At 52.5% G+C, this 26,706-nt stretch carries 29 protein-coding genes and 1 tRNA gene; 4 read left to right on the top strand and 26 right to left on the bottom strand.

Annotated features, from left to right (window positions below):
• The first annotated feature begins 9 nt into the window (after positions 1 to 9).
• On the top strand, positions 10 to 1,452 hold the full coding sequence (rsmF, locus tag ABR39_RS03920; protein WP_047345854.1) for a 16S rRNA (cytosine(1407)-C(5))-methyltransferase RsmF: 1,443 nt from the start codon (positions 10 to 12) through the stop codon (positions 1,450 to 1,452).
• 106 nt (positions 1,453 to 1,558) lie between these two features.
• Positions 1,559 to 1,798 (top strand): YebV family protein, encoded by a 240-nt coding sequence (locus tag ABR39_RS03925; RefSeq protein ID WP_008500472.1) that lies wholly within the window; start codon positions 1,559 to 1,561, stop codon positions 1,796 to 1,798.
• 34 nt (positions 1,799 to 1,832) lie between these two features.
• On the opposite strand, the gene pphA is transcribed toward ABR39_RS03925, so the two are convergent.
• Positions 1,833 to 2,477 carry a protein-serine/threonine phosphatase gene (pphA, locus tag ABR39_RS03930; RefSeq protein ID WP_047345855.1) on the bottom strand — a complete coding sequence of 215 codons (645 nt, stop codon included), beginning with the start codon at positions 2,475 to 2,477 and terminating at the stop codon, positions 1,833 to 1,835.
• Between the two features lie 176 nt (positions 2,478 to 2,653).
• Between pphA and ABR39_RS03935 the strand changes: the two genes are divergently transcribed.
• Positions 2,654 to 3,595 (top strand): VirK/YbjX family protein, encoded by a 942-nt coding sequence (locus tag ABR39_RS03935; RefSeq protein WP_047345856.1) that lies wholly within the window; start codon positions 2,654 to 2,656, stop codon positions 3,593 to 3,595.
• Between the two features lie 516 nt (positions 3,596 to 4,111).
• On the top strand, positions 4,112 to 4,783 hold the full coding sequence (locus ABR39_RS03940; protein WP_047345857.1) for an SOS response-associated peptidase: 672 nt from the start codon (positions 4,112 to 4,114) through the stop codon (positions 4,781 to 4,783).
• Between the two features lie 9 nt (positions 4,784 to 4,792).
• On the opposite strand, the gene ABR39_RS03945 is transcribed toward ABR39_RS03940, so the two are convergent.
• The 25 genes from ABR39_RS03945 to ABR39_RS25980 all read right to left on the bottom strand — a co-directional run bounded on the left by ABR39_RS03945 (position 4,793) and on the right by ABR39_RS25980 (position 26,706).
• Positions 4,793 to 5,110 carry a hypothetical protein gene (locus ABR39_RS03945; RefSeq protein ID WP_047345858.1) on the bottom strand — a complete coding sequence of 106 codons (318 nt, stop codon included), beginning with the start codon at positions 5,108 to 5,110 and terminating at the stop codon, positions 4,793 to 4,795.
• Entirely contained in the window at positions 5,110 to 5,349 is a 240-nt protein-coding gene (locus tag ABR39_RS03950; protein ID WP_047345859.1) for a hypothetical protein, read from the bottom strand. The genes ABR39_RS03945 and ABR39_RS03950 overlap by 1 nt, the downstream gene beginning before the upstream one ends.
• Before the next feature lie 142 nt (positions 5,350 to 5,491).
• On the bottom strand, positions 5,492 to 7,351 hold the full coding sequence (locus ABR39_RS03955) for an acyltransferase family protein (RefSeq protein WP_047345860.1): 1,860 nt from the start codon (positions 7,349 to 7,351) through the stop codon (positions 5,492 to 5,494).
• A gap of 97 nt (positions 7,352 to 7,448) precedes the next feature.
• The gene (locus ABR39_RS26155; RefSeq protein WP_047345861.1) at positions 7,449 to 9,482 is read right to left on the bottom strand and encodes a hypothetical protein; all 2,034 of its coding nucleotides are present in this window, start codon (positions 9,480 to 9,482) and stop codon (positions 7,449 to 7,451) included.
• A gap of 58 nt (positions 9,483 to 9,540) precedes the next feature.
• Positions 9,541 to 12,018, bottom strand: a complete 2,478-nt coding sequence (locus ABR39_RS03965; protein ID WP_047345862.1) for a host specificity factor TipJ family phage tail protein — start codon at positions 12,016 to 12,018, stop codon at positions 9,541 to 9,543.
• Positions 12,005 to 12,397 carry an NlpC/P60 family protein gene (locus ABR39_RS03970; protein ID WP_047345863.1) on the bottom strand — a complete coding sequence of 131 codons (393 nt, stop codon included), beginning with the start codon at positions 12,395 to 12,397 and terminating at the stop codon, positions 12,005 to 12,007. Before ABR39_RS03970 ends, ABR39_RS03965 begins: the two co-directional genes overlap by 14 nt.
• Positions 12,394 to 12,858, bottom strand: coding sequence for an HNH endonuclease signature motif containing protein (locus ABR39_RS24640; RefSeq protein ID WP_047345864.1), 465 nt, complete (start codon positions 12,856 to 12,858; stop codon positions 12,394 to 12,396). Before ABR39_RS24640 ends, ABR39_RS03970 begins: the two co-directional genes overlap by 4 nt.
• 76 nt (positions 12,859 to 12,934) lie before the next feature.
• Positions 12,935 to 13,405 carry a hypothetical protein gene (locus tag ABR39_RS03980; RefSeq protein WP_047345865.1) on the bottom strand — a complete coding sequence of 157 codons (471 nt, stop codon included), beginning with the start codon at positions 13,403 to 13,405 and terminating at the stop codon, positions 12,935 to 12,937.
• Positions 13,405 to 13,902: a hypothetical protein gene (locus ABR39_RS03985; protein WP_016245414.1), complete on the bottom strand. Its 498-nt coding sequence runs from the start codon at positions 13,900 to 13,902 to the stop codon at positions 13,405 to 13,407. The genes ABR39_RS03980 and ABR39_RS03985 overlap by 1 nt, the downstream gene beginning before the upstream one ends.
• Positions 13,902 to 16,835, bottom strand: a complete 2,934-nt coding sequence (locus ABR39_RS03990; RefSeq protein WP_047345866.1) for a tail protein (tape measure) — start codon at positions 16,833 to 16,835, stop codon at positions 13,902 to 13,904. Before ABR39_RS03990 ends, ABR39_RS03985 begins: the two co-directional genes overlap by 1 nt.
• Before the next feature lie 12 nt (positions 16,836 to 16,847).
• Complete coding sequence (locus tag ABR39_RS03995; protein ID WP_047345867.1) at positions 16,848 to 17,519, bottom strand: DUF6246 family protein; 672 nt, start codon at positions 17,517 to 17,519, stop codon at positions 16,848 to 16,850.
• A 57-nt stretch (positions 17,520 to 17,576) separates the two neighbouring features.
• Positions 17,577 to 18,320 carry a phage tail tube protein gene (locus ABR39_RS04000; protein ID WP_047345868.1) on the bottom strand — a complete coding sequence of 248 codons (744 nt, stop codon included), beginning with the start codon at positions 18,318 to 18,320 and terminating at the stop codon, positions 17,577 to 17,579.
• 62 nt (positions 18,321 to 18,382) lie between these two features.
• Positions 18,383 to 18,766, bottom strand: a complete 384-nt coding sequence (locus ABR39_RS04005) for a phage tail termination protein (protein ID WP_032608745.1) — start codon at positions 18,764 to 18,766, stop codon at positions 18,383 to 18,385.
• Complete coding sequence (locus tag ABR39_RS04010; RefSeq protein WP_047345869.1) at positions 18,763 to 19,203, bottom strand: hypothetical protein; 441 nt, start codon at positions 19,201 to 19,203, stop codon at positions 18,763 to 18,765. The genes ABR39_RS04005 and ABR39_RS04010 overlap by 4 nt, the downstream gene beginning before the upstream one ends.
• Before the next feature lie 2 nt (positions 19,204 to 19,205).
• Positions 19,206 to 19,556 carry a hypothetical protein gene (locus ABR39_RS04015; RefSeq protein ID WP_046619673.1) on the bottom strand — a complete coding sequence of 117 codons (351 nt, stop codon included), beginning with the start codon at positions 19,554 to 19,556 and terminating at the stop codon, positions 19,206 to 19,208.
• A 10-nt stretch (positions 19,557 to 19,566) separates the two neighbouring features.
• Positions 19,567 to 19,944, bottom strand: a complete 378-nt coding sequence (locus tag ABR39_RS04020; RefSeq protein WP_240477053.1) for a DUF6527 family protein — start codon at positions 19,942 to 19,944, stop codon at positions 19,567 to 19,569.
• 151 nt (positions 19,945 to 20,095) lie between these two features.
• Entirely contained in the window at positions 20,096 to 20,587 is a 492-nt protein-coding gene (locus ABR39_RS24645; RefSeq protein ID WP_047345871.1) for an HNH endonuclease, read from the bottom strand.
• A gap of 109 nt (positions 20,588 to 20,696) precedes the next feature.
• Positions 20,697 to 21,095: a DUF7370 family protein gene (locus ABR39_RS04030; RefSeq protein WP_047345872.1), complete on the bottom strand. Its 399-nt coding sequence runs from the start codon at positions 21,093 to 21,095 to the stop codon at positions 20,697 to 20,699.
• Between the two features lie 62 nt (positions 21,096 to 21,157).
• Positions 21,158 to 21,451 (bottom strand): hypothetical protein, encoded by a 294-nt coding sequence (locus ABR39_RS04035; RefSeq protein ID WP_045408437.1) that lies wholly within the window; start codon positions 21,449 to 21,451, stop codon positions 21,158 to 21,160.
• A 9-nt stretch (positions 21,452 to 21,460) separates the two neighbouring features.
• Positions 21,461 to 22,537 (bottom strand): major capsid protein, encoded by a 1,077-nt coding sequence (locus ABR39_RS04040; protein ID WP_047345873.1) that lies wholly within the window; start codon positions 22,535 to 22,537, stop codon positions 21,461 to 21,463.
• A gap of 17 nt (positions 22,538 to 22,554) precedes the next feature.
• A complete protein-coding gene (locus ABR39_RS04045) occupies positions 22,555 to 23,004 on the bottom strand; it encodes a phage cement protein (RefSeq protein ID WP_047345874.1) in 450 nt (149 codons plus the stop codon).
• A gap of 12 nt (positions 23,005 to 23,016) precedes the next feature.
• Positions 23,017 to 24,282 carry a hypothetical protein gene (locus tag ABR39_RS04050; RefSeq protein ID WP_047345875.1) on the bottom strand — a complete coding sequence of 422 codons (1,266 nt, stop codon included), beginning with the start codon at positions 24,280 to 24,282 and terminating at the stop codon, positions 23,017 to 23,019.
• A gap of 2 nt (positions 24,283 to 24,284) precedes the next feature.
• Positions 24,285 to 25,208, bottom strand: a complete 924-nt coding sequence (locus tag ABR39_RS04055; protein ID WP_047345876.1) for a phage minor head protein — start codon at positions 25,206 to 25,208, stop codon at positions 24,285 to 24,287.
• On the bottom strand, positions 25,171 to 26,517 hold the full coding sequence (locus tag ABR39_RS04060; protein WP_047345877.1) for an anti-CBASS protein Acb1 family protein: 1,347 nt from the start codon (positions 26,515 to 26,517) through the stop codon (positions 25,171 to 25,173). The genes ABR39_RS04055 and ABR39_RS04060 overlap by 38 nt, the downstream gene beginning before the upstream one ends.
• A 62-nt stretch (positions 26,518 to 26,579) precedes the next feature.
• Positions 26,580 to 26,706, bottom strand: a tRNA-OTHER gene (locus ABR39_RS25980).

The following is a 26,706-nucleotide window of genomic DNA, read 5'->3' on the forward strand; positions in this document are numbered from 1 at the left end:
GGTGTGCCCGTGGCTCAAAACTCCGTATTTCTTCCTGAACAATTCCTGGCGCAGATGCGCGAGGCGCTTCCCTCTCACCTCTCGTTAGACGATTTTATTGCCGCCTGCCAGCGCCCGCTGCGCCGGAGCATTCGCGTCAACACGCTGAAAATCAGCGTCGAGGATTTTCTGACGCTGGTCGCGCCATACGGTTGGCAGCTTACGCCAGTCCCGTGGTGTGCTGAGGGGTTCTGGATCGAACGCGATGATGAAGACGCCGTGCCGCTGGGCAGTACCGCAGAACATCTGAGCGGTCTGTTCTATATTCAGGAAGCGAGCTCGATGCTGCCGGTTGCCGCCCTGTTTGCAGAGGGCAATGCGCCTGAACGCGTGATGGACGTCGCGGCGGCACCCGGCTCGAAAACCACGCAAATTGCCGCCCGGATGGGTAACCGCGGAGCGATCCTCGCCAACGAGTTTTCCGCCAGCCGCGTGAAAGTGCTGCATGCCAACATCAGCCGCTGCGGCATTCATAACGTCGCCCTGACGCACTTCGATGGACGCGTGTTTGGTGCCGCCTTACCGGAAGCCTTTGATGCCATTCTGCTGGACGCCCCCTGCTCCGGCGAAGGGGTGGTGCGTAAAGATCCCGATGCGTTGAAAAACTGGTCTGTGGAAAGCAATCTTGAGATCGCCGCCACGCAGCGAGAGCTGATCGAGAGTGCCTTTCACGCCCTGCGCCCCGGTGGCACGCTGGTTTATTCAACTTGTACCCTCAACCGCGATGAAAACGAAGACGTCTGTCTGTGGCTGAAAGCGCAGTATCCGGATGCAGTCGAGTTCCTGCCGCTTAACGATCTGTTTGCCTCAGCGCGTGAAGCCGTCACGCCTGAAGGTTTCCTCCATGTGTTCCCGCAAATTTACGACTGCGAAGGGTTCTTTGTGGCGCGTCTGCGCAAAACGCAGGCGGTTGCTCCCCTCCCAGCCCCTAAATTCAAGGTCGGCAATTTCCCGTTCGCGCCGCTAAAAGGTCGTGACGCCGGGCAGGTCACTCTCGCCGCGGGTAAAGCAGGGCTTAGCTGGGATGAAACGCTCCATCTCTGGCAGCGAGATAAGGAGATTTGGCTGTTCCCGGCAAATATTGAGCCGCTTATTGGCAAAGTTCGCTTCTCCCGCATCGGGATCCGCCTTGCGGAGGCCCATAATAAAGGCTATCGCTGGCAGCACGAGGCCGTCATCGCGCTTGCCGGGCACGAGAATACCTTTGCCCTGACGCATCAGGAAGCCGAAGAGTGGTATCGCGGTCGCGATGTTTATCCTGAAAGCACGCCGTCAGGCGATGAAGTGGTGGTGACGTATCAGGGATATCCGCTGGGACTGGCAAAAAAAGTCGGCTCCCGCCTCAAAAACAGCTATCCGCGCGAGCTGGTTCGTGATGGCCGGCTGTTTACCGGTAACGATCGCACGACCTGAAAAAAAGCGCATTTTTTTACTGGCGATTTTGCTCTCCTTGTCTACGATCAAAAATGGGTGATCGCACTGGTCATACCAGATTTTGACAACCGACCCGGAGAGCACTATGACGAAAACCAGCGTGCGTATTGGCGCTTTTGAGATCGACGACGCAGAATTGCGCGGCGAAGCACAAGGCGATCGAACGTTAAGTATTCCCTGCAAATCCGACCCGGATTTGTGCATGCAGCTCGATGCATGGGATGCAGATACCAGCGTCCCGGCAATACTTGATGGCGAACATTCTGTCCTTTACCGTGAGCATTACGATAGCAAAACCGATGCCTGGGTCATGCGCCTTGCCTGACCTAAAAAGAACCCGCCCGAAGGCGGGTTATTTATTACTGAAGCTGTGCCAGCGTAAAGTAACCGTCGAAAACAGCCCCCGTATCAATGTAGTGGAGATTATCAAAATCATATCGTCTGTCGACGGGCGTATGACCAAACCAGAAATGATCCGCGCCGCTAATGCCCTGCCCTTTACCTACCATAAACCCCATTAACCTATCGCGGTCCCATAAAACGCGATGGGCGCTGACCGGTTTTTGCCAGCGATATTCGGCTGCCGGATAATCGGCATGAGCTATCACATTCAAACCGTTAGCACAGGTTATCTCAATGATATGCGGTAAATGGCGACAGTTATTAAGCAACCCCAGCGCGAGCTGTTTTTGGTCGCGTTCAAGTTGCGCAAACCACATTCCGCCATTCATCGTCCAGAGCACAAAATCGTTATTATCCAGACTGTCGAGAGCCATTTGCTCGTGGTTGCCGCGCACGGCGCGAAACCATTTTTCGTTCATTAACTGCAGGCATTTCACGCTGTCAGGGCCACGATCGATCATATCGCCTACAGAAATGAGTAAATCCTCATACGGGTTAAAGTGATGGCGTTTAAGCTCATCCATAAGCCACTGATAACAGCCATGTATATCGCTGACGACCCAGACGTGACGCCACTTCCCACTTTCGATTCGCTGATACATAGAACCTCCCACAGGGAGTATAATTGCAGATGGCATACGCGCAGATACGCTCCTCAGGAGCGCTTTTCACAAAGCTAAACAAACAGTAAACTAAGGATAAATAAATATTTCACCAGTATTAATCCACTTTTGCATGCCCCCTAAACTATGCATTGCATAAACTTTGAGGTTTTCCCGTGTCAAATACGCGCCTGCAAGACGATGCGCCACATTCGCATCGTACCCATATCATTTCCGAACTGGTGAAAGGTAAACTCGTCCCAGGCCCTATCTGGCAAAAACGCGAGTACCGTCTCAAATTTCTGTTACGTTCACTGCTGTTCTGGTCTTCAACGCATCGCATGCTCGATGCACTGGCTCGTCGTAACGATTTCGACCAGTTGCTGGCCTCGCAAATCACCCTGCCAAGTAAAACACATCGCCAGTATCTGATGCGGGGTATGAACGCCAACGCACGGGCTGATGCCATCATCAGCCATTATCAGTGGATTGACTCCCTGAAAGATGCCGGGCTAATCGCCGCTTTAACCGGACCGCAAGAGCAATCCATTGTTGAGTTTCATGCCAAAGATGGCGTGAGCTATAACGTGAATGCCATGAACGCCAGCAAAGCAGAGCGTGAGGGGGAGTGTACGCTCTGGTTGCGTGATAACGAAAATACCCTGCTTGCGAGCGTGACCTTTTGCGTTGCCCGTGAAAACGGAGAATATGTGCTAGTGATTGGCGGTCTTCAGGGTCCACGCCGCAGCGTATCCCGTGATGTGATCAAACAGGCAACCCGTGCCTGCCATGGACTTTTCCCGAAGCGCGTGCTGATGGAAGTGCTTTTCCACTTGGCTACGCTTTCCGGCATCAAAGCTATTTATGCGGTCAGCGATGAAGGCCACATTTTCCGTGCGCTGCGTTATCGTCTGAGTAAAGGCCGTCATTTTCATGCAAGCTACGACGAGTTTTGGGCCTCTATCGACGGTCAAAAACACTCAACCTTCAGCTGGCAACTCCCCTTGCAGATGGAACGCAAATCCCTTGAAGACATTGCCAGTAAAAAGCGTGCCGAATACCGCCGTCGCTTTGAACTGCTTGATGAAATTGAGGCGTCCGTGAAATCCCGCTTTTAAGCGCGGATCCTGCTTTTGCTGACTGCACACAAAAATTTAACAAAACAGGCAAAAAGGGCTGGACTTACGCATGCTGTGTTGTGTTATGTTTTAACAGGACGTACAGGATGTGCGCGCTGTATGGGAAAGATAGCGTTGGGATTTCGCCTTTACTTTCATACAGATAAAAAGAGACCGAATACGATTCCTGTTTCCGCTACAACCAGCCATTTTTGATATAATTCATGTAGTTACATACCAGAAACCCGTTAAATACGGGTTTTAATGCTTACCAATACATCCATTCAAGATCAAACCGTTGCTATCTTTTTCGAGTGAGCGACGAGTGAACTTCGGGATCGCTCCGATCCGAAAAATTCCCCCTCTTTTGCGTAGCTCCTTCCAGTTTCGCAACACACCGCTTTACGCATTTCATCCTCATCAGCATAATCACCCCGAATCCGTTTGTAAGACTTAACCAGCGCGCTACTTTTTCTCCCTGCCCTATACTTTCAGTCTGACTGACTGGAGGTTTCTATGTGTGGACGTTTTGCACAAGCCCAAACCCGTGAAGAATACCTGGCATATCTCGCCGACGAAGGCGATCGCGATATTGCCTATGACCCGGAACCTATTGGCCGGTACAACGTGGCGCCCGGCACCAAAGTCCTGTTGCTGAGCGAGCGAGACGAGCAGCTGCATCTCGACCCGGTTCTGTGGTCCTACGCGCCCGGGTGGTGGGATAAAGCGCCTTTGATTAACGCGCGCGTCGAGACGGCGGCCACTAGCCGCATGTTCAAACCTCTCTGGCAGCATGGCCGGGCTATCTGTTTTGCGGATGGATGGTTTGAATGGAAGAAGGAAGGCGACAAGAAACAGCCTTACTTCATTCACCGTGCCGACGGCCAGCCGATATTCATGGCTGCGATCGGCAGTACGCCTTTTGAGCGTGGTGATGAAGCAGAGGGTTTTCTGATAGTGACGTCTGCAGCTGACAAAGGTCTGGTCGATATTCACGACCGCCGGCCGCTGGTTCTGTCGCCTGAAGCGGCGCGCGAGTGGATGCGTCAGGATGTAGGCGGGAAAGAAGCTGAGGAGATAATTGCCGACGGTACAGTGCCCGCCGACAAGTTTATCTGGCACGCCGTTAAGCGCGCCGTGGGCAATGTGAAGAACCAGGGGCCCGAGCTGATCGAGCCGCTTTCGTGAGTTGCCGATTTATATCGGGAGTTCGTCATCCCTCGCACGGTTGATGAAGAACGTCACCCGCCCCATTACCTCAACCTCTTCCAGTGCCGGGCCTTCTATCGCCTCGCCATCGTCCGTGATTAACGCTTTACCCATCAGTTTGGCAAACTGCGTATGCCCGTCGCACAGGATTAGTAACACATCGCCTGGCGTCTTTTTCATAGCCGGCTCTATTACTGCAAACCCCGTATCAGTTTCGAGAACCCTGCTCTCCGGCTTTATATGACACAGAACAACCGGGGAGAGCTGGCGCTCGACGTAATCCATCGCCGGTGAAGGAAACCCCATCAGTGAACCCTCCCCATGTTGCGCAGGATCCAGTAGTGGTTGTCTGTCCCGTCAGTCGTCTTATCCGTGAAGTCTGGCTGATAGCGCTCTATCCAGGAATTGGCGTCATCCCGAGTAAAGTGCCAGTTGAACTCCCGCAACTTCTCGATGAAGCTGTCTGTGCTCAGATAGCGATAGCCCTTAGGGTTGAGCTGTATGACCGCAACGAAGGCGGCGTGTATGTCTGCTGTGCGTGGCATAATCACCTCACTCCACCTACTGTATATACATACAGTATTATCATTTGTGGGTTCAGATCAAGCGAAGCGAGTGAACAGTTTTATAAGTGGTGGATGGATCTGGAAATTTAGTTGTAAAAAAGCCCACCGGAGTGGGCTTCTGTTACTTGGTTATGCTTGTTGGTAGGTGGCTTTTAATTATGTGTTTGCCGATGAATACGGACCCTTCATCAGTAGGGTGACCGTAATCCATGGACATAAGCGTAAAACCACTGTCTACCCTTGACCTACACTTCAGTTCTGTACCTTCACGTGTACATAAGCCATCAAGTATGTCGACAAAATCATAGCCTTCATTGTTTTTTGATATCGTCTTCATTTTGTTATTCGTCGCGACAATCTGATTATCCAAAAATCTTTTATCAATGTAAATATCATTCGGATTGTAGTTTTTCGCAACAATTAGCGGCAGACTCCCTTTCCACTGAGGAACAGGACCAAGGACTATAACTTTCTTAACACCCAGTGAGTGTATTTTATCAGCGATGCTTTGCCAGTCTGTTTCTTCATGCTGGAATCGCTGAGCCAATACCACAACATCAGGTTTAACAATATTTATATCTTCAATTGCTTTTTCATTGGATAGATTACATCCAATTGTAGCACTTATAACTCCAGGGAATTTATGGAGGCTCGGTTTACAACTTGAAGCAGCAAGTTGATAGAATGGTACCCCCTCTCGTAGAAGCGTTCTTATACCTAAAGAAAGAGCTCCCGCGTGAGAGTCTCCCCATAAAAAGACACCTCCCCTTTTAGCAGTGTCGACACATGATTTATCGATGTGATCAAGTTTTTCACTACTGTTACACTTATCCCACATCCCATTATTATCAAAACGATATCCATCGTAATGCACCACAGTTTCATTACCTGTAGTTTTTGTGATGCTTCGCATGTCAGTATCAGCGCCATTTGAAATATAAATGCTAACAGCTAAAATTAACGATGCAAAGTATAGTAGTTCCTTTTTAACGCCGCCCTTTCTTTTGAAAACGCTTTCTATATATTTAAATGACAGCATCCCCATCGCCACTGACGCAATAATTCCAATGAGCGTTGTTACGATAGAAACGCCACCATATGTGTTATATATATATAGATAGATAGGCCAGTGCCACAAATAAATTGAATATGAATACAACCCAATCTTTTGTGCAAAAGATGAATCAAGGATAAAGTTATCAGAACGCGCCCACAAAATTATCATTGTACCAATGATAGGCAGCAACGCATTGTAGCTAGGCCAGTAGGATTCCTCGCTAAATATAAAGCAGGATGCTAAAATTGCAGCAATGCCAATATATGGGAATATCTTTCTTTTAAAGAATGAAGAAGGGAAAAGATATACCACTGCTCCAGCAATCATCTCCCACGCCCTTGTCGGGAGCAAGAAATAGGATGAACTGACTAAAATCCTAGATGCATAAATACTCAACGCAAGGCTCAACAATCCTACAATAAGAATTAAAACTCTAGATATCTTTAAACTGAAAGCCTTGCTGATAATATAAATGGCTAACGGATATATAATATAGAATTGCCATTCTACAGATAGAGACCAAGTGTGAAGTAACCATTTTTCTTCTGCACCTGGAGCAAAGTAGCTTGACTCCTTCCAATATACAATGTTTGAAATAAAAAGAAGGCTTGATGCAGCGTGCTTCGCAAGCGTCTTAAACTCTGGAGTGTACATTTTGTACCATCCGTAAACCATTACACAAATTAGCATAACGGCAAGCGCAGGAACTATCCTTCTGGCGCGCGCTTTATAAAAACCCCACAGAGTAAATTTATTTCCTTCTAAACCGCTAAATATTATTGATGTCATTAAAAAACCAGAAATGACAAAGAATACATCTACGCCAACAAATCCACTCGGAACCCATCCCCTGTTGAAATGGAAAAGGACCACAGCAAGAACTGCTATAGCCCTAACGCCATTAATATCCTTCCTGAACTCCATGCCTCAATGCCTCACACAGTTACGATACGAGGCATGTTATACATTTAGACATTGGATTTCACCATTTACGCATAAGTTAGTTTGGATCGTTCAAGCATTAAGCTATCACCTTAAGGGTGAGTTTATAGCTCAAACTTACTCCTGATGCTGATATCGGCGTCTGTAGTAACACAAACGAATTGCTTGACGAAACCACTGCTAGTGGAGCGCTTGAGCCAGCTGATGATTGCGAGCTTGCAACAACATGCGCCGTGTAGTCATCGATCCTGAACCCTGTTGGTGCGTCGAGTTGCACCCTACCATCCCCAGCATTGATAACTTTTGTTTGCCATGCGTTATGCCTGCTGTACCCATTACGAATGTAGTCGTACGTCTCATCGGCCTTCATGTATCTTTCCATATACATGCAACCAATCGATTCAATGCACTGATAGTTTGCTGGAGCCAGCTTAAGGTTTGTTGATGCCCCGCCAAGTCTTGAAGCACCTCCAAGATGCATTCCGCATTGCTCGAAAGTGATCTTAGAGGTTGGGTCTACAGTAACTACGTATGGTGCAAAGGTGCTATCTGTGTACTTGGACAGAACCGGCGCATAATGTTTTACAGATATGTTACTAAACTGACCGACATATATTAAGCTTCGATTTGAAGATGCAATAGCTGTTTCATCAGCAGCGCCCATAATAGTTCGCATCACCTTAGCAACACCTTGCGTGCCTAGTCCCTTTATTAAAATCCCATCCGTGGAGTCTTGAAGATAATGAAGTTTAAACTCAGCTTCAACGCTACCAATACAGTTAATGTGAGCCCCTTCCCACGCCTCTATCCCCATATCGAATGACACATTACTGCAGGTATCTAACGTTATACCCATCGCTGTTTCATTTGCGCTATCGTAGTTACCATATTGCGCAAGCCCGCCCTCAAACCATCCATGGAATTTTGCATAGTTGCAATTCTTCAGGTAAATAGGGAAAGGAGTATGGTCCGCCTGAATCTCAATATGATGAGAAGTTGTTGACCCTCCTACAGTTGGTTTTTCAGGGGATGTACTTACCGCATCGAAGTAAAATCCTTTATGACACGAATCGAAACGGATAATCCCCTGAGTACCCCAAGCGCTATATCCAAAACATGCATACTCAGCGCCAAACATACTAACATCAAGGTTGCTTTTTATTGCCATGTTAAGATGCAAAGCGATAGTTCCAAGGCCTTTACTAGCAACATGTCTAGCGGTATCCCATTTGAATGTTAACCCCTTGATAGTTAGATCTCTAAAGAAAATATCGGAACTGCCAGCATCGTCTGCATCCATAACGCGGCCAACACATAATTGCCCAAAAGCGTAAGAGGAGTAATTAATTGGGACAGACCGCAAAAAACCAGTGCTGAAATCGAACCCACTCAACGGCGGCGCTATCCATGCCGTCTGCTGCCCAAACGCTATATAATCAGTTGATCCTAAATGGTATCTCTGATTTTTCTTGACGTGTACCTCACATTTACCACGAGCATAGTTTTCCGCCGCCTGGCATGCGGCCCAGTCAATGGTTTGCGTCAAGGATGTCACGAATGGGTATACGGCCTGAGCTGCAGAAAGAGTTGCATAACGCTCAGATAAAGGATGCGCTGTACCATCACCAATTGCCCCGAACTGCTCAGGGGTTACCCAAGTGATCGCCTGCTGAAGATTACCACCTGGCTGCAGGCCGATTGATGCAGCACCAGCCACAGTAGCCAGATAAGCCCGAAGTGAAGCATCCCCAACACCCACCCATGCGCCAACCCCAATACCACCTGATGACGCTGGCGTAGATCCAGCATCAACATGCTTTGGAAGTGGGCCATCCCAGCGATAATATTCTCCGCTCGCTTCATCACGCAGCGCCTGGTTGGGTAGTGTAATGTCGGCCCCGTCCTGGAATGAGTCAATTAGCACCCATCCCATAGATGAAATAGCCTGCTGAATAAGCCAGCGAAGCCCTTCTATCGTGTAATGCTGACCACCAAACCGATCGATGTACTTCAGCTCAAGCGAGGTAGCAAACTCGTCAATTTTACCAGCGTTGAACTTCAGGTCGCGAGGTGATTCGCTTGGAACAGGCAAGTTTGTAGGTTGCGTAGCCATATTGATTCCATAAAGAAACCCGGCACGGTGGCCGGGTCTGGTTGGTCGGGGACGGTTCTTATTGGTAGATGGCGTCGCTATATTCTGCGACGGTCAGAGATACCGTGTTATCTGTGTTCGGTTTGATGCTATTGACCGTCCATAGTTGGCTGTTCAGCTCCTCTACCGTTGCTATGAGGTAGCGCGACGGGAGCTGTACAGTGTCTCCGTTCCAGATATTGAGTTGAATGTCGGGTATTGCCGCGGTGAATCCGTACTTCGTGTCGGTGCGGGTGGTGGCCGGATAGCGCAGAGTCGGGTTGCCCAGGCTGTCTGTGACCAGGACATACATTGAGCCGGTAAACGCGATTGGCTCGCTTGTATCAAAGTTATTCCCGGCGCGGCCGGTGATGTAACCCTGCTGCTGGTTGCTGTCGTAGATATCCGCTATCTGCACGACGCTACCGACCTGCATGATTCCATCCTCAAAAACTTTGGCGTTCATCTTCACCCGGGAGTAGATAAGGCGCTTCGTTTCGCGCAGCGCGCGTTCCCGCGCCTGATACTCGTTACGGAAGCCGACTATTTCTATCTTGTTCGGGTTCTCCGCTTCCTGCTCGACGATAGCGCCGTTCAGCACGCGGTAGTTGATGTAAGTCTTGTTGTTCGTGGTTGGATGCACGTAGGACACCTGCACGCCGTCGTAGCCGCCAGGAAGAGTGGCCTCGTACGTCATTTTGTACTCGTCCGTCTTCATGTTGGCGCGGTTGAATACGGCCGCCGGGTAATCAACCTTCTGATCACGGGTAAACGTCAGCACGCCGTCGTCCCAGTACGCAATGACAGACGCAGCATTGCAGATCGCCTGCACGCGGTCGCCGAGAGAATCATTCTCGTCGTCAAACGTGTAGTCGAAGTAACCCAGCCGATCATCGGGCAGGCTTTCAGCGATCGAGTACAGCCCGTACAGGTCAATACTGCTTACCGGCTGCTCGCCCATAATCAGCCAGGTGTGCGCCACCGCATCAGCGAAAGAGCGCGAGGCCCGCAGGGTGTAATCCACCGATTGCGTCGTCAGGTTGTAACTGATGGTCTGACGCGTCACCAGGGCGTTATATTTGCGGTCACGGCTGCCCAGGGCGTTCTCTGTCGCTCTTACCTTCACACGTACCAGCGTATCGGTTGGATGCACGACGTTGGTTCTGACGTTGACCGAGTGGATCTCCTCAACCTTCAGGATAGAGGCATCACTCGAGTTATCTGTGCGCTGGAAGTTAATGGCGTACTTGCCAAAACCGCCGGTCGGCGTCAGCTTGTCAGTGCGATAAAACACTTCGCTGGATGATTTGTGCGGCGTCCCCTGGTGATACGTGAACGTCTGCTGAGTACCCGGCACCTGGTTGTAGTCATCGTCAATTTTCCAGATCGTAACCTTCCAGTCGGCTGACTTTTTGCCGCCCAGTTGTACCTGAGTGTGCAGCCACAACTGAGAGGACTCTACTGGCGAGAAGAACGGGCCTACCACGAGCGCTTCGTTATCATTGAGGATGAACTTCGTCGTGTTGATTGTCGCCACTGCCGGCACATCAGGAGGGCCAATCAGATCCCCCATCGTGAATGTGTACCACCGGACCGGGTTAACCACCGCGCCGTCGTTTGTTTCGACAGCCGATATCAGCGTGCCGGAGAAATCGACATCCTGCGTTACGTTGCCGGTTGGCGTGCTGTAGGTGACGTTAATCGTAAAGGTAACGGCGTGCGGCAGGACCAGGCCCATGAAGTAATCAAAATCAGCCTGCTTGATGATTTTTACCGCAATCTGCCCGCCGGAATAAGTGCCACTCACAACCGTGGTGGCCGTGGCTGTCTCGATCGGGAAATTATCCGATTCGTTTTGCCCGGGCACCTCCTGGCCGTCCACATCGTCGAAACCGTACCCTTCGTTGATGGTGGGTATCACCTCGCCCGGCTGGTAAAACTGGAACTCTGCACCGGCCATGCTTCCGAGGCTGGACTCTGAATAACGCACAGACTCGTAATCGTATTTACCGATCCCGATGCACATCCACTCAGTAACGTACTTCAGGCCGCCATCCGTGTCGCTCTGGCGCACGTATTCGAACAGTGATTCCTGAATCAGGTCCGGGAACGAACGGATTTGCCCGTAGATGTCCGGCTTTGCTTTGTAGACGCGCGCCGTATTCGTCTGACCGGTCAGGCTATTGTTTGGCGAGTCAATCGTGTTGCCGCCTGTATTGGCGATCGCCGGCTTGGGAGCAAGGAACGAGAAGACCGCGCCGACAACTTTGAAAATAGGGCTGAGAATGTCGCCAATGATACCCTTCGGCTGGTCGAATATCTGGACGGTGTCCAGTTCGCATAGCTCAAACGCCAGCTCATCATCTTCGACCAGCTTTACGCCGTTGCGGACGATCAGCAGATCGCGATGAAAGTTAGCGTCATTGGCCGCCAGCCAGTCATAAAAAAGGGTGCCATTTGGCACCCTGTAGCGTTTTTTTGGCGTTCCCGGGAAACGCTGGAGTTCAATCAACGCCATATTCGAAAAACTCCACTTTAGTGAATGCCCGCTGAATGACCAGCAATGAATCCATGCGTACGCTTCCATTCTCGCCGCGCGAGTGCAGCGCCTGCCTGTTCAGTACCAGGCCAACATGTGCCGGCTGCGCGCCGCGATACCCGACGAATATCCCGCCCTCGACGGGCTTATCCACCCGGCACCAGAAAACGACATCACCCTGATAGCAGGTGAAGAAGTCCTCACCGGCTTCGTAGTCCGGCGTCTGATGCAGTTCTATGCCGAGGGCATGGCGGTAATACAGCACCACCAGCCCCCAGCAATCCACCTTCTCGAACGAACAGGCCCGGTTAGACCACGGCACGCCGATCACCTTCCGAACAAAATCAGAGGTATTCATGTTCCGTGCCTACCAGTTACATCGCCGCTTCTCACTTCAGCAATAATTCTCGCCTCGCAAGCTGAAGGGAAGTCAGGAAACCAACCAAGATGAGTATTTGCAAATCTTGCGCGCCACTCATTTCTTCTCTTCAAGAAATCAACGCCAGTAACACCTGATGTATTACCAGTGAGTTTTCTTTTATTCCTTGAGTTGACAGCCCTGCTAACCGCCCTGAGGTTATCTATGTTGTTATTTTTTTTATCACCATCAATATGATCAATTTCATGACCGTTAGGTATTTCACCATGGTGCATCTCATAAATAATTCTATGAACAAGCAATTGCTTTCCGTCAACGATTACAGTGAGATATCCTTGTGTAGTAGTCTTGTTTGGTGACTTTCCGTATCTGACGCCACTCCTTCTTATATTCCAATATATCTTTCCATCATCATATCTGAAAAGTTCATGCCAATTCATATAGAGACCTCAACCAGAAGACACAAATATATTTAATACGAGCAAGAGGAGTAACGCGCCTAATAATTATACCACTTCATAAATATTGAAGCCCAGTATATTCGCGTGGGTCGTATAATCGCCCAATATTATTATTGAGCGGATTCGTGACGGACAGAGTGACCGACGCGGAGTCAGCGTCGATGTCCACTGTCTTGACGTATAACTGCCACGACTTAATCGGCACCGAAACGTCGCCGCTGTCGAAGATCTGCCTTGTGGCCGTGATGGCCGTCAGCCGGGCCGCACCCTTCCACTGCTTCATCAGCGCTTTGATGTCCGACGAAAGCCGCCCTAACTTCACCGTCGCGTCGATCACCGGCGTGCCGCTCTGCTGGCTCTCTTCGATTTCAAAACGCGCTGGTGTGTACGTCTGGCCGCCGAGCGTCTTCGGGAAGAACTGCTTATCGACCAGGCGGACGTAGCCAAAGGATGGATGGTAGAACGTAATGGTGTCGTAAAGCCCGCGCGTCGGCCGCTGCTGCTTATACTCCCTGAAGCTCGGCATTACGGCACCCTCGGTAGTGATTCCGGATCACGCCCGTCCGGATAGCCAGTGACAACGATATCCAGCCAGGAATCCCACGGCGGCGGCAGCTCAACAATGATGTCGTCAAATTCGTCGTCGGCGTTGTAGAGGTGGTTCGCAATAACGGTCCCCGTCCAGGTCACCACCCCGCCGTCGATACTGGTTTGCACCGGCATCTGCGTGAAGTGAAGCTCCTGAAGCTGCAGCCCACTGCCGCCCAGGTTGATATTCATCCGAAACCAGTTCAGGCCCCGGTTGAGATAGTTCGGGCTGCGCAGCCACTGCTGGAATGCGCGCTCCTGCGCCAGGGTGAATATCCACGTCAGCGACCAGGTCACTTTCAGGTCGTCGGTTTGATTCTCGAAGATGGCCGGACCGACCGCGGGTTGATCGGTCTGGAAACCGGTATCGAGAGTCATGTTTTTGCTGGCCTTCTGCGCCAGCGGCAGCCAGTCGGGATAGTCGATAATTGGCATCAGCCCTGCCCCCTTGGCGTGCGTTTAACGTTCATGTTGCTGGTTATGGCGTTGCTTGCCGGTCCGCCGTTATTCATGTCAGCTATAAAAGCTTCAAGCGTCCATGAACCATCGCCGTTCTGCGTAGCCTGAGCATCAACAGACGCGGATGAGTAGTTGTAGATGTTGAGAATTGGAGCCCCGCCTCCACCACCTGAAGTAATGTCCTTGTTACTGAGCATGGTTCCATTATCGCCAGACACCATGTACTGGCTGCCATTATTGGCGCGGAAGATTTCAGGCTTATCGCCCTCACCTACCTGATACATGCCGCCAGCTTGAATTGGCCCGCCGTTCTTACGCTTGCCGGACAGCGCCAGGATGCCAGCCATAGCTCCGATACCGATCGCCACGGCACCACCGAATGAGGCGATGGATGACATGATTGCTGCAGGTGTCCATGCCGCCGTGGTGGCCGCCGCTGCTGCCGTCGACGTCGCCGTCGTGGTGGCTATGCCCGCCGCCTGAGCAGTGGTCGATGCTGCAACAGCTGCAGATGTTGCCGTTTGCCCCATGATTGCCGACTTAACCCATTCAACGCCCATTTGAATGAAGGTGTTGATAAGGCTGTTAAGGACGGTATTGCCGATCGAGCGCAGAGCATCCTCTGCTGACATGCTCCCGGTGATGATGCCGGTTAAGGCATTAGACGCATTACCGGCCAGTGCATCGAATGACGCCGCCAGTGCTTCATTACCTGCGCTCTGATTACGGAAGATCTCCCACTGCGCCGCTATGCGCGCCTGCTCGTACTCTCTGTCAGCATTAGCGCGCAGCATAAGTGCGTTCTGGTGAGTGATAATCCCCTGCTGCTCGTATGCCTGAATAAGCGCGAGTTTACGGGCATTTTCATTCGCCAGTTGCTGCACTGGGTCCACGCCACCAGCAGCTTCCTGCTGTGGGCTTACAGCCTGATCGGCACGAATTTTCGCAAGGTTAGCCTGGTGTGTTGCTTCCAGCCGCTCAGATGTCTGATTGAACTGCTCCTGACTGATTTTCTTCGCAGCCAGAGCGGTATTCAGATCCTCAACATCCTGCTTATAGCTGGCGTTTTCGCGCGCTTCTGGCAGGAGCTTCTCGGCTGCCGCCTGCGCCTTAATGGCATTGGCCGTGTCCCATTTTTTGGCCGCATACTGACCGGCAAGTGCTATCTGCTCTTTGGTTGCACCTTTCCCGAGCGACTGCTGCGCATTCAGGATCGCCTGCTCGCGGCTCAGCTTATTAGTTGAGTCGGCGGCAAGTTCTGATTGCTGTTTCAGGTTCGCCAGCTTCTGAGCTATAGACTCAGCCTGGGAGGCCCCCTTCTTCTGCTCTGACTGGAGAGTCTTCTGTGCCTGCGTATTTTTGTACGTAGCAGCAGCATCATCTTCCATCTGCTTGGCGTGCGGATCATCCTTAGCAAATCCGGCATCTTCGGCAGCATATTGCGCCTGCAGGCGTGCGCGGGCCTCTCCCTGCAGCTTCGACAGCGCAAGGTTGCGCTGAGACTGCTTAATCAGATTCTTCTGACCTGCAGTTAAGTTATCTGTCGAACGTTTAAGGCTATCGACATTAAATGACGCGTTGGCAGCCTCCCTGGCAAGCTCAATGATAGGGCCTAACAATGCATTAATAGCTGCTTGCCCATCGCTTGATGCTGGCTGAAGGCTTTGTAATTTAAGCGCCAGAGCCTGTAGAGCCTGAGGAGATGGATTTTTGCTTAATTCCGATAATTGCTTGGATAACTCGAAGGCCTGCTGATCACTGATGCTAAATTTTGATGCTAATGCGCCAACAGTATTGGCGATGCTCATCCCTGTGGCATTCCATTCCATGCCAGCAGAGCTTATCTGCTTGAGTGCATCAGAGTAATTGGTCGTGGTGATATCAAGTGCCGCAAGGCGGTCATTGAAACCTTTAACTGATGCATAGCCGCCAGTGAAAGCAGATAAAGCCTTGTCTCCAAAAGAGATAAATGAGTCTGACGCATCGCTAATAGCCTTTGGTATTTTAGCTATAGCCTGGTTGTACTCCAGCAGCGCCTGATTACGCATCAGTGTAGCGACTTCAGCGTTAGTCTTCGCCAGGTACGCATATTTGTCTGACAGCGCGGCCACGCCATTGCTCGAGACGTTGATAACCTTATCCATCGCTTCAGCTGCGTCTTTCAGCGCATCCATGGCGTTCTTCCCGCCATTCAGTGAGGTGATCAGCACGCCAGCCAGTACAGAGCCAAGGGCGATTATGGCGCCAACCACGGCACCGCCAGGACCGAATGCGCCAGCAAGCTGTGACCCCTGTTGTGAAAACGCGACCAGGGCATTTTGCCCGCCCTGCACCTGCACGATGAAGTCCTGTACCTGGTACCCGGCCTGCTGCATGCTGGTTTTCCAGTTGCCAGTGCCTTTTGCGCCATTTTCAACACCAGTCTTCATGTCATACAGGCGACCAGTAAGCTCGCCTATCTTCTGCTTCTCTTCGTCGGTTGCTTTCGAACCGGCACGAAGTTGGGCAGCCAGGACTGCAGCACTACGCGCGCCATTCTCCTGCGCTTCGTCCAGCACCGCCAACTGGTTACCCAGTGCCTCGATGATGGATTCGGCACGACTGAATTCGCTGCTCGCGCCGCCGGTACCGCTGCGGGCCTCTTCCATAGCGCGGGCAATGCCGCTCACGTTGGTGTTAAGCTTGCGCAGCTGGTTGTCCATGGAGTTGGCGTAACCAGCAAGCTCAGTAAACGCAGATCCGGTTTGTGACGTACTCTGATCGAGGTTATCCATCCCCTTGCCGGACTGCTGGGCTGCTGCATCCAGTTTATCCAGAGCATCAATGGCCTGTTTACCGCCCTGCAGCAGCGGCTCAACGTCGGCGCTGATTTCATAAACGATGCTACCGGCGTTCTTCTCACCTGCCATGTCATTCTCCGGTTATTGCTTTGCTTTTGCCCTGCGTGCGGCCTGTTTAGCCAGGTACTCATCGGCGATGCTGTCGTACTCTTCTCGAGTGAAGCCTTTCTGGTCAGGGTATTTCGCCGCCAGCAGCAGCTGAAATTCGGTCATTGTTAACTGAGAGGCCTCCCCGCGATTCATGCCGAAGTGGCTGCGCGCTGCGCTGATGTAGTCGAAGGCTTTAAACTCAGTGGTTCGCTCACCAGTTTCATGTCGCTGCAGCTGGCGAACCTTGGCCTTACCGACTACACCGTGCTGCATGAGGTGCTGCGCCAGCACGATAATGTCGTTCTTCGGCATCTGGCCCGGTCGGTAGACGACGCAATGCCGCCACCCCTTCCACTCTCCGATCATCGGCGTCAGGTCCTCTTCACAACACGCCTGCAGCACAAGCATGCACGTTGATAACAGCTTCTCAGCTGCACGGTTGAATGATGGGGATAACCACGCCGGGAAGCGCCCCAGCGTGCCTGCGCACACCTCTATGAGCTGAGCGACATCATTACCGTGGATGGTGGCGTACGCCTGCACAATCTCTTCCGGAGTGCCGATCCTCGTCATAGCCTCGAATGAAGGTCGCAACAGATAATCTTTCCCGCCTTCGCGGCTGTCGCTGATAGAGAGTTCGCCAATATCGGTTAAAGCGGTCATAGGCCTTCCAGTAAACGGTCATTATCAAGGGCAGCACGCCGCCCTTTGGAATGTCCGTTAGGTAACGGTAACCGTATGCACGGCCACAAAGTTGCCGTCTTCGGTGTTGATGATGATCTGCGCGCTGCCGGTGGCGACACGCGTCACAGTCACGGTGTTGCCTGAGGCAGTGGCCGTTGCTTTGGTAGCGTCGGTAGTCGCCACAGTGAAGTCTTTGTTGGTTGCGCCAGTTGGTGCGATGTTCACCGTAAAGGTGCTGGTACCGCCTGCCGTGCCGGTGCTGGTTGTCGGGGTTACCGTCACGCCAGTCACCGCAACCGCAGTGATTTCGTTCACTTCGATGGTGCTCGCGTCACCGACTTTGAACTCAGTTGAGAATGTAACGATATCGTTAGTGCCACCGTCAGAACTCAACGCGTTAATGTTCATGTAGCCGATGAATTCAATCGGACCGTAGTCCATGCGCACCCAGATACCAGGCTGGCGCTTGGCCTTCAGTTCATCAGCGAAATACTTGATGAATTTGCCGACACCGTACTGATCCAACTTGTCCTTCTTGCGCACTTCACCTTCAAAGCTCAGGGTGAAATCACTGTTGGTGATGATGGTCTCGACATAGCCGCCGCCGTCATCCGCATCAGAGGTAACCGAGTTCGGGTTGAAGTCGAAGCCCTTAGACGTGCCAGCAGCCAGCGCCATCCACTCAGATTCAAGTGGTTTGACGTCCGGGCAGCCATCGGCGACTTCCAGCACGACCGCACCGCCGAACAGGCGCTCGTTCGAGTTCTGGCAATTAGCCATGTGAAACTCCTCTTTGACGTATAAAAGAAAACCCGCCGAAGCGGGTTATTTGGTTGGGATGGCTATTCGCCGTAAGTGCAGGCGAACTGGAGTCGGAAGACTATTCGCCCTTCTTCTGTGAGCACCGGCGCTGGGATTGCGCCCATGTTCTGGATGTAGCCGACACATTCGTCAGCCATGGGGTTAGCCTGGACATAATCGACAATGCGCTGCACGGCATTGAGTGCGTCTTTACGCTTATCTTTCGCGCCCACGACGTCTACCAGAACGTGATATTCAGAACCGAGGTCAGTACGGATATTCGAACCGCCGTTTGGCCTGAAAACCATGATCGCTTTCGACAGGTCGCCCGGGTCGTCGTACATCAGCTGTTGCACCGTGAAGCCGGTCGTTAGCCCGGCATCGCCGAACATGTTGCGCACCCGCTCGTGCATCATGGGTGTCATAGCGAAAGCTCCTTGCGCATCACCGCGTCGACATTGTCGCGCTCATCATTCGCGCCTTTGGTCAGGAATTGAGGCTCACCGTGAGGGTCCCAGTAGTTGCCAGTTCCTGTCCCACCGCCGAACTGCTGCCCGGCTCGGGTCGTACCAAAGTGCGCGCGCGGCTGGCCTTTCAGCTTGCCTGACGCCTCATGGACGTAGGCAGCATAGTTGGCTGAGTAACCGATGCGCCCGGTGATGAGCACCCCGCCAGCGTCGATTTCGCGGAACTGGCTATTAATCAGAGTTGAGGTGTCGATCGGGGTGTAATATGCCGCCCGGGTGCCGATAAGCATCATCGCCGACTGCAACGCGCGAATTACCTTACGGCCCTTAACGTCGTTGATGACATCGTTCAGGTGCTTCTTCGCCTGGCTGATGCCCTTCACTTTTATGCCCATGGCTACACTCCCGTCAGGATGGCGTAATCATCCGCCAGGCGCTCGAACGTGTCGGCGTAACGGATAACCTGGCGCACCTCGTCGGCACCGGCCACAACCGGGTCGGCTTCTGTCGAAACCCCAATCAGCAGGTAATCACCCGCGGCCGCCAGCGCGAACTCCGTCCAGACGGTGTTCTTCACGACAATTTCAGCGCCGAGGTTGGCTAACTTCTTGCTGAGCCCCCCCTCGTAATCACAGAGGATTTGCTCAGGTTCGGCATAACCCAGCGGGTCCCCGTATTCGTCATTACCTTCCAGCTTGCGCCAGATGGTCGCCGTGGCGGTGTATGACCAGTTGGCAACACTAGACATCGCTACCCCCTCAAAGCTCTGGTAGCGGCACCGTCATGCCTGCCATGCTGTGTGTGCAGTCATTCAGATATTGAATCTGCCCATCTGTCACAAATGAATGGCAAGTAAACGGCTTGTCTTTCGTGGCGTCGTCAAACTCATCCGGATCATCGCTGGGCGTGAAGCCAGTAACCAAAACGCTTGGAGTCAACGTCGGTTTATCAACGTTTCCATTCCATCCCCATCGCGGGCCATTGCCAATGCCAACCTGCACCACATGGCGACTACCGCACCCGGGGCACATGAACGATAAACGGTTATCGCTCGCCTTCTTCACTCGCTCTGTCATTCTTTCCACCTCAGCACCTTCGCGCCAGTCGCCCGGATACGCGGGCAGTTGATGAACCACTCGCCATCCGATTTCACGTAGCCAGTAGTCTCCCGCCCGGTGTCGGTCATAACCCATACTCTGGTGAACGAACGCGGTAACCCGTACTTAACTGATTTGTACGTCATCACTTACTCCAACAAAAAACCCGCCGTAGCGGGTTAAATTAGCCTTACACGTTCCTAGCAAATTCGCCGTGAAGGGATGATCTCGTATTTCTCAGCCACTCTTCGACTTCGTGACGCGATTTAGATGAAAAATGATTGCGTACACCTTTAACCTGAACACTGCCTCGCCATGCTGCGTCCGCCTTGTTCCAAGTCAGACCCTTAACGCCGGTGGTATTTTTAGCGCTGCGTTTTTGGTTTTGAAGATTTTCTGAGACGCTGGCAACTCGTAGATTGCTAATATCATTATTGACCCTAACCCCGTCAATGTGATCAATCTGCAAGCCATCGGGTATTTCTCCATTGTGGAGTTGCCAAACAATGCGATGAGCGGCTATTTCTTTGCCGTTAAGCTTCGTTCGGTAATAACCATAGGAACTTATGGACCCTACTGGATCGCCTGCTTTTATTCTTCGACCAACATTTATTTTCCATCTAAGAAATGACGGTGAGGTCGGGTCATATGAAAAATATTCAGATAGAATATGGCTAGCCATGCTCGTTACCTCCATAACGACGATGTGGTTAGAGCCGAATCCATGTTAGCGCATGATTCGGCTTGTTTATTTTACCACCAACTGTTTATTCAAACAGTATTAATCGTCGTTATTTTTGGCAAAAACAGCCGCCCTTCCCGATCCAGATACCAGCAAAAGCGGGTGTTGCTGTCGGGTCGGCAGGAATCAGTGAGGTAGCGCAGCCATACTTATCCAGACCGCGTAGAAGATTTAACGAGCCCTTCCAGCGGTCGGTGAACGACTGGTAGCGGAATGATTCTGACGCCCCACTCGGGGCGGTGTGGCTGGAGATGTACTTATCCCCCTGTCCGAGCCCCATAAGCGCCAGCAGATAGAGCTGAATCAACAGCGCGGTCGATGCCTGATAATGCGCATCGAGACACTCCTGAATGCTGTTGGCCTGGTCGACGAGAGCCTGAAGAACAAAATCGGGAATGGTAATTCCCTGGCTCTCCAGATACTCCTTCGCCTGTTCGAGAGTTACCATTATCGACTCCGTGAAATACCCCGCCGGAGCGGGGCATAAAAAAACCGCCTTAGCGGCGGCTGTTATTCAGCAGGGAAAAGCTTTTCGAGTTCGCCATCCGGCAACAGCTCACTGAGCTTTTCAGCGCCCAGGGTGCCTTTGAACTCAATGCCCAGCTCAGTAAGGCGGTCCTGAATAATCTCTTTGCGAGATTTTTCACCGGTACCGGCACCAGGTGTCGACGGGGTAAGCTCACCACCAGCCTCACCATTCATGAGACGGACGTTAGACTTCAGCGCCGGGTGCAGTTCTTTCAACTCCACCACCTGCCCTACCTTCACGCCGAACCACGCGCGCACAACTTCGTATTTAGCCATGCTGTTTCCTTACGCCAGGTTAGCGCCGTAGACAACGCCAGACAGGCCCTGATCGTCTGCGGTGATTTGCAGGCCTTCAGCAGACATGATCTGGAAGTTGTAGTTAACGTTAGGCAGTGGACGCGGCAGAGGAACAACGCCTACAGCCATACCCACCAGTGGAGAGATCACGTCACGGCGACGAACGTACGCGATGAACTCGTTACCGGTCAGCGCGAAGCTCATGCGGATTTCTTTCACCGGTGCGAACGGCAGCACCGCCTGCAGCACAGTTCCGCTTACAACGCCGTTGACCACGTACGGCTGCGCCAGGTTTGCCCAGATTTCCGGAGAAACCCACATCACATCGTATGCGGCGACTTTGTTAGTGCGTGCGGTGGTGCCGAATGCACCTTTACCGAAGAACGCAAAGATCGCGGTCATGTCAGCGGTGGTCAGGTCGATATTCGCACCACCAGCACCAGATCCGAGGTTAATCTTCTTGGTGTTGCGGTGGTTCTTGATACCCTGCGCCGGGTAGGACTGAACCTGAATTTTTGAATCACCATTCAGGTAGTAGTTAACGCGCTTCTGGTTGAACTTGCGCATCTTCGCCATCTGCGAGTCCAACACCAGATCAATGCCCACAGAGTTCAGGCCAGCAGCATGACGCCAGTTAACACCGTAACCTGCAGTGAACACCGGAATCGGGTCACCGTCGCTCGCATAGTCAGTGTGATCGAAGGAGAATGGTGCCTGACCATCGATGCTTACTGACACGTCATCGGCGATGTCGCCAACCACGTTATACAGCTTGGCGGTTTTACCGACCGGCAGCACGGTCTGAACGCCGATCAGGTCGTTTACGATTTCCATACCGACTTCCTGATCGCGCAACTGCAGCACCTGGTTGTCGATCTCAGCCCAGAAATCACGGGAGAAACCGCCAACGGCGTTACAGGCCATCATGTCAGGCGTCATGATTGCGCGGTTAGCTGCAATGATGGAATCGTTCTGCAGGTTCCACATATAGCGGTTTGCCCACAGTTCGCTCCAGTGCCCGCCGAGGCGGGAGTTAGTCGCCAGCGTCTCTTTAGAGAAGTACATATGTGTTTGTCCTTTTGTTACGCGCCAGCTGCGGCGACAGTGCCAACGCGCATGCGCACGCGAATGAAGTCGGTGGTGCTGGCTGCGATGGTATATTCATCCTGGCTGTAGCCGATCACTGAATCAGTGTCGGAGGTTGCAAGGGTGAACTGACCAGCAGTGCCCAGCTTGATCGGACTGTCTTTCTTATACGCGCCAGGCAGGCAACGTATTGCCAGTTCACGACCTTCTTCGACGTAATTGCCGACAGCCGAATCACCGGCAGGGATTTCTTCGGTGATCGTCAGGCCCTGGTGGTAACCAACATCGATGATGTACAGGCGGCCAGTTAGCGCAGTGGCCTGAGCAAATTTATCGGATGAGTTGATGGTTGCGGCAGTGCCCGGAAGCAGCGCTGCAGCCGTGGTGCGGGTTTCGGTCTTGTACAGAGACTGACCGTCGATATTAACGCGACGATAACGAGGCATTATTCCGGCTCCTTATTTGAAGTATTCGGCAGCAGAAGGCGCGCCGGTTTCTTTGTGCTGCTGTGCATTGTTGGTACCCAGCGGAGCAGCTTCGCCCAGTGACTTGAACATCGCGTCCAGAGGCTCTCCTGACAAAGCGTTAGCGACGATTTCGCCATGGACCTTAGCTACCGCCTCACGCTTGGCTTTCTCTTCAGCGCGCGAATTAGCGGTCAGGGTGTCTGCGAGTTGCTTCTGATTGGCCTGTAGCGCATCAACCTTTTCCGCGAGAGGCTTAATAGCCGCTTCAGTATTGGTCGCAACAGCCTGGCCGATCATGCTGCCGATTTGTTCCAGTTCTTCTTTGGTTAAAGGCATGTCGCCCTCCGTTTTGTGGTTTGGTGCAGGCTGTTCCTGCGGTGTGAATAGAGCTTTCAATTTGTTTGCTACGACGGCCACCCACGACTCCTGGCGCGCTACTACGGTGCCGGTATCGTCGATAGTGATCTTTCCGCCATCAGCGGAATAACCGTAAATCTGCGCATCTCCGCCATTTCGCACGATAACCACCTGCGAGTCTGTAAAGTCAGCGACCCAGGCGTATTCATCCGCGCCAGCCGCAAACTTCGCTTTCGCAGCCCGATCGAGACGCTGCTCGCGCTCCCGGTAGGATTCACCCACCAGCGCGCCGGAGTTCGCCTTAAGCGGCTGAGCCAGATCAGCGTTAACCATCAGGCCAACGCCCTGCTCAGGTGTTGCAGCTCCGACTTCGTGCAGAAGGATTGCGTCGTGGTCCATGCTGTAGATCTTGGCTACCCAGTCAGCGCCGGTGGCGCGTTGCTGCTCGTTTGGTTCAAGCTGGTCGAGGAAAGCGGCGACGCTGGTATGAATCGGCGGAACGTCTTCGCCGCGCTCAATGGCAGCGGCACGCTCAAGCAACTCCTTTCCGCCTTCCGACTCGCTGGCGCGGGCCACATCAACCCACTTTTCGAGGTAGATGCGATTGCCTGATTTCTTAACGTTTCGGTTCCACGCGCCAATATGGCCAGTATTGATACCCTCCGGGGAGAATGCAGACACGAACTGGCCGTTAACCTGAGGATGCCCAAGCGGCGCCAGCGTGCCCTCCAGCCCCTGATAGTGGGCGTCTATTTCTTCCGCTGTGTACAGGCCGCCATTCATGACGACGTTCGCCGGCAGCGTGTAACTCGGCAGCACCAGGTGCTCACGCCCGTTGTACATTTCTCGCCGGATTGACTGGCTGTTCACCTTCGTGGTGATGTTGACCTGCATAGGCATAGTTATTTCTCCGCCCAGGCGTAACCGCGCGCCTGCATCGATTTATATTCCTGTTTGAGTTTCGTGATGGTGTCCGGGTATTCCGGGTTCCCATCCGCATCCACCAGCACCGACTGCTGGCTGCATTTGCAGTTGATGGAGTTGCCATCTTTGCTGTACCAGTCACGAACCTCTTCATTGGTGTAAAGGTGCGCGTGACGCACAGCGTGCGTATGCCGGGTTGTCGGCGACAGCGCTGAGATGTGAACCAGAAGCGTTTTCAGGCCGAAGAGGTCATTCGCCTCCTGGTCTTCATCCCACTTTGCCCGGCGTAGCGCGGTAGTCACTTCAGTGCGTGCTATCCGGTTCGCCCGGCGCTTCTCGATGCCGGTCTGGTCTGTCAGGTTGCGGCCAATGTCCAGCGGATTGAGACCTCGGCCCACGCCATCAGTCAGCACACGCGCCATGTCGCGCTTAACGTCAGCCGTCAGCCCCTTCATTTCCTCAAATACACGCGCATGTACCAGCGCCATACGTTGCTGATATGGGTCGCTTGCGAGGATGGACGCTAACGACTCACGACCAGAGGCGTATACCGGAGACTGCTGGCTGAGGTTGTAGAACGACTGCCCGGTCCCTTTCTCCGAAGCCAGATCGATGTACTCGTAAAACCACAGGTCGTAATCGCCACCTTCAAGCAGCACCTGATCAACCAGGTAACTGGCATCGTTCAGGATGATGGAGAGAAGCGTTGGGTTTAGCTGGTATTCGTATCTGGCGTTTACTGCGAGGGAGGAAGGTATTTTGTCGAGTGCTGATTTGTACGCCTTGCCAATCTTATTCATCCGCCTGGCGAAATCTTTCATTGCCCGGCGTTCCAGCGCATCGGCTCCGGTCGGATCCTGATAGTTACGCGGCAGAATCGGTGGCTTCGTCTTCTTCGCCATCCTCTTCTCCTAACGGGAATTCATCAACGTTTTCATAACCGGCAGCTGTGCGAATTTCTTCGCGACTGAATGCCGGATTTTCTCCGCTGCCCTGGAACGTCTGGTTAATCTCAGCCATGGTTTTTGCATTGGCGAGCTTCTCAGTTCCAGTCTGCTCGTTGAGGTCATCCCAGATAACCGTCTTTTCGCTGACAGGATCAATGATTTTCAGGTCAATGAGCTTGTCACTGAAGTCTTCAATTTCGAATGACAGGTCACCGCGGCGTGACTGGCAGCGAGCATTCATATACTTCTGATCTTCAGTGCTCGCCCTTTCGCCAGTTTGCATCCCAACCAGAATTTTCACCGGCTCATCGACAGAAGCGGCAAAGGTTTGCAGGTTGACGTTATAGGTTGGGTCAGGATCTGAGACTGCCGACACCATCGACGTTACCTGGGCACCCTGAGTAATCAGAAGAACGTCATTACCGATGTTTAACTCTCTGGCAGCATCGTTATATCTCTCCTGAAGCTCATCAACAGATACTCCGTACAAAGAAGCAAGGTTGTTGAAGTCAACGTCTTTGTCGAAATTAATGCTCTGCTTATTAGCGGCGTTCTTCAGGAATGCTTCACCTGACCCACCTTCAACCTTCTCTAGGCTGACGCAGGCGTTATAGCCAGGCTCAAGGAAACCAATGGCATCATTCGAGTAGTCACCCAGGATGAAGACGCGATCGGGATGCACGAATCGCTGATTAGTCCCTCCGTTTGGCAGACTCTCAACGTATTTCCACTGCTTTGGCTGACCGTAGTCTGCCGAATTCTCGTCAGTTACCCATTGACTGACAGTTAACGAACCGGCCCATGCGATCGTAACCTTTTTTAGTGACTTCCCACGAACAACCGGCTGGTCCCACTTTCTGGAGTCATTGATGTGCAGCAGGATGCCAGCATAGCGACCGACTAAACGGCGGCGGTCTGCTTCAGCAAAAGCGCGCCAGAGTCGCTTAGTGAAAACCTTTTTGGCGCTCTTCTCCCAAGGGGTTTCATCCTTGCTCTCGTCGGCGTCGTCACCCTCAATGATTTCCGGGTTCGTCTGCCAGCACTTGCCCACCAGCTTCTCAACGGCACCGTGAGCGATACCGCCGCGGCGGTACAGGGCGTAAAGGTTTTCGTAAGTGACCTGCTCAGGGAAGCCATACTCGCACCATGCTGAATGGCGCTTATTGTCCAGCCCCATCGTAGGCGCCATAAGGCCCATACGGGCGCGAGCCATCCGCGCATCGTTCAACGCATGGTTGACGGCGAGAGTTAATTTGTCAGTCATGGATTGTCCGTTGGTTGAAATGAGGCAATAAAAAAGGCCGCCGGAGCGACCTTGTTATGGTGGTGAGGTGGCTGGACTCGAACCAGCACTCAGGTTCAGCATTAGCATCATGCCTGCCCTGCTGGCGTTAGCCAGTTGATGCATTACTCTACCCATCTAACCCGCAAGCGGGAATTGAGTTACACCTCA

It is taken from the genome of Enterobacter genomosp. O, from assembly GCF_001022965.1.
Classification (GTDB): domain Bacteria; phylum Pseudomonadota; class Gammaproteobacteria; order Enterobacterales; family Enterobacteriaceae; genus Enterobacter; species Enterobacter cloacae_L.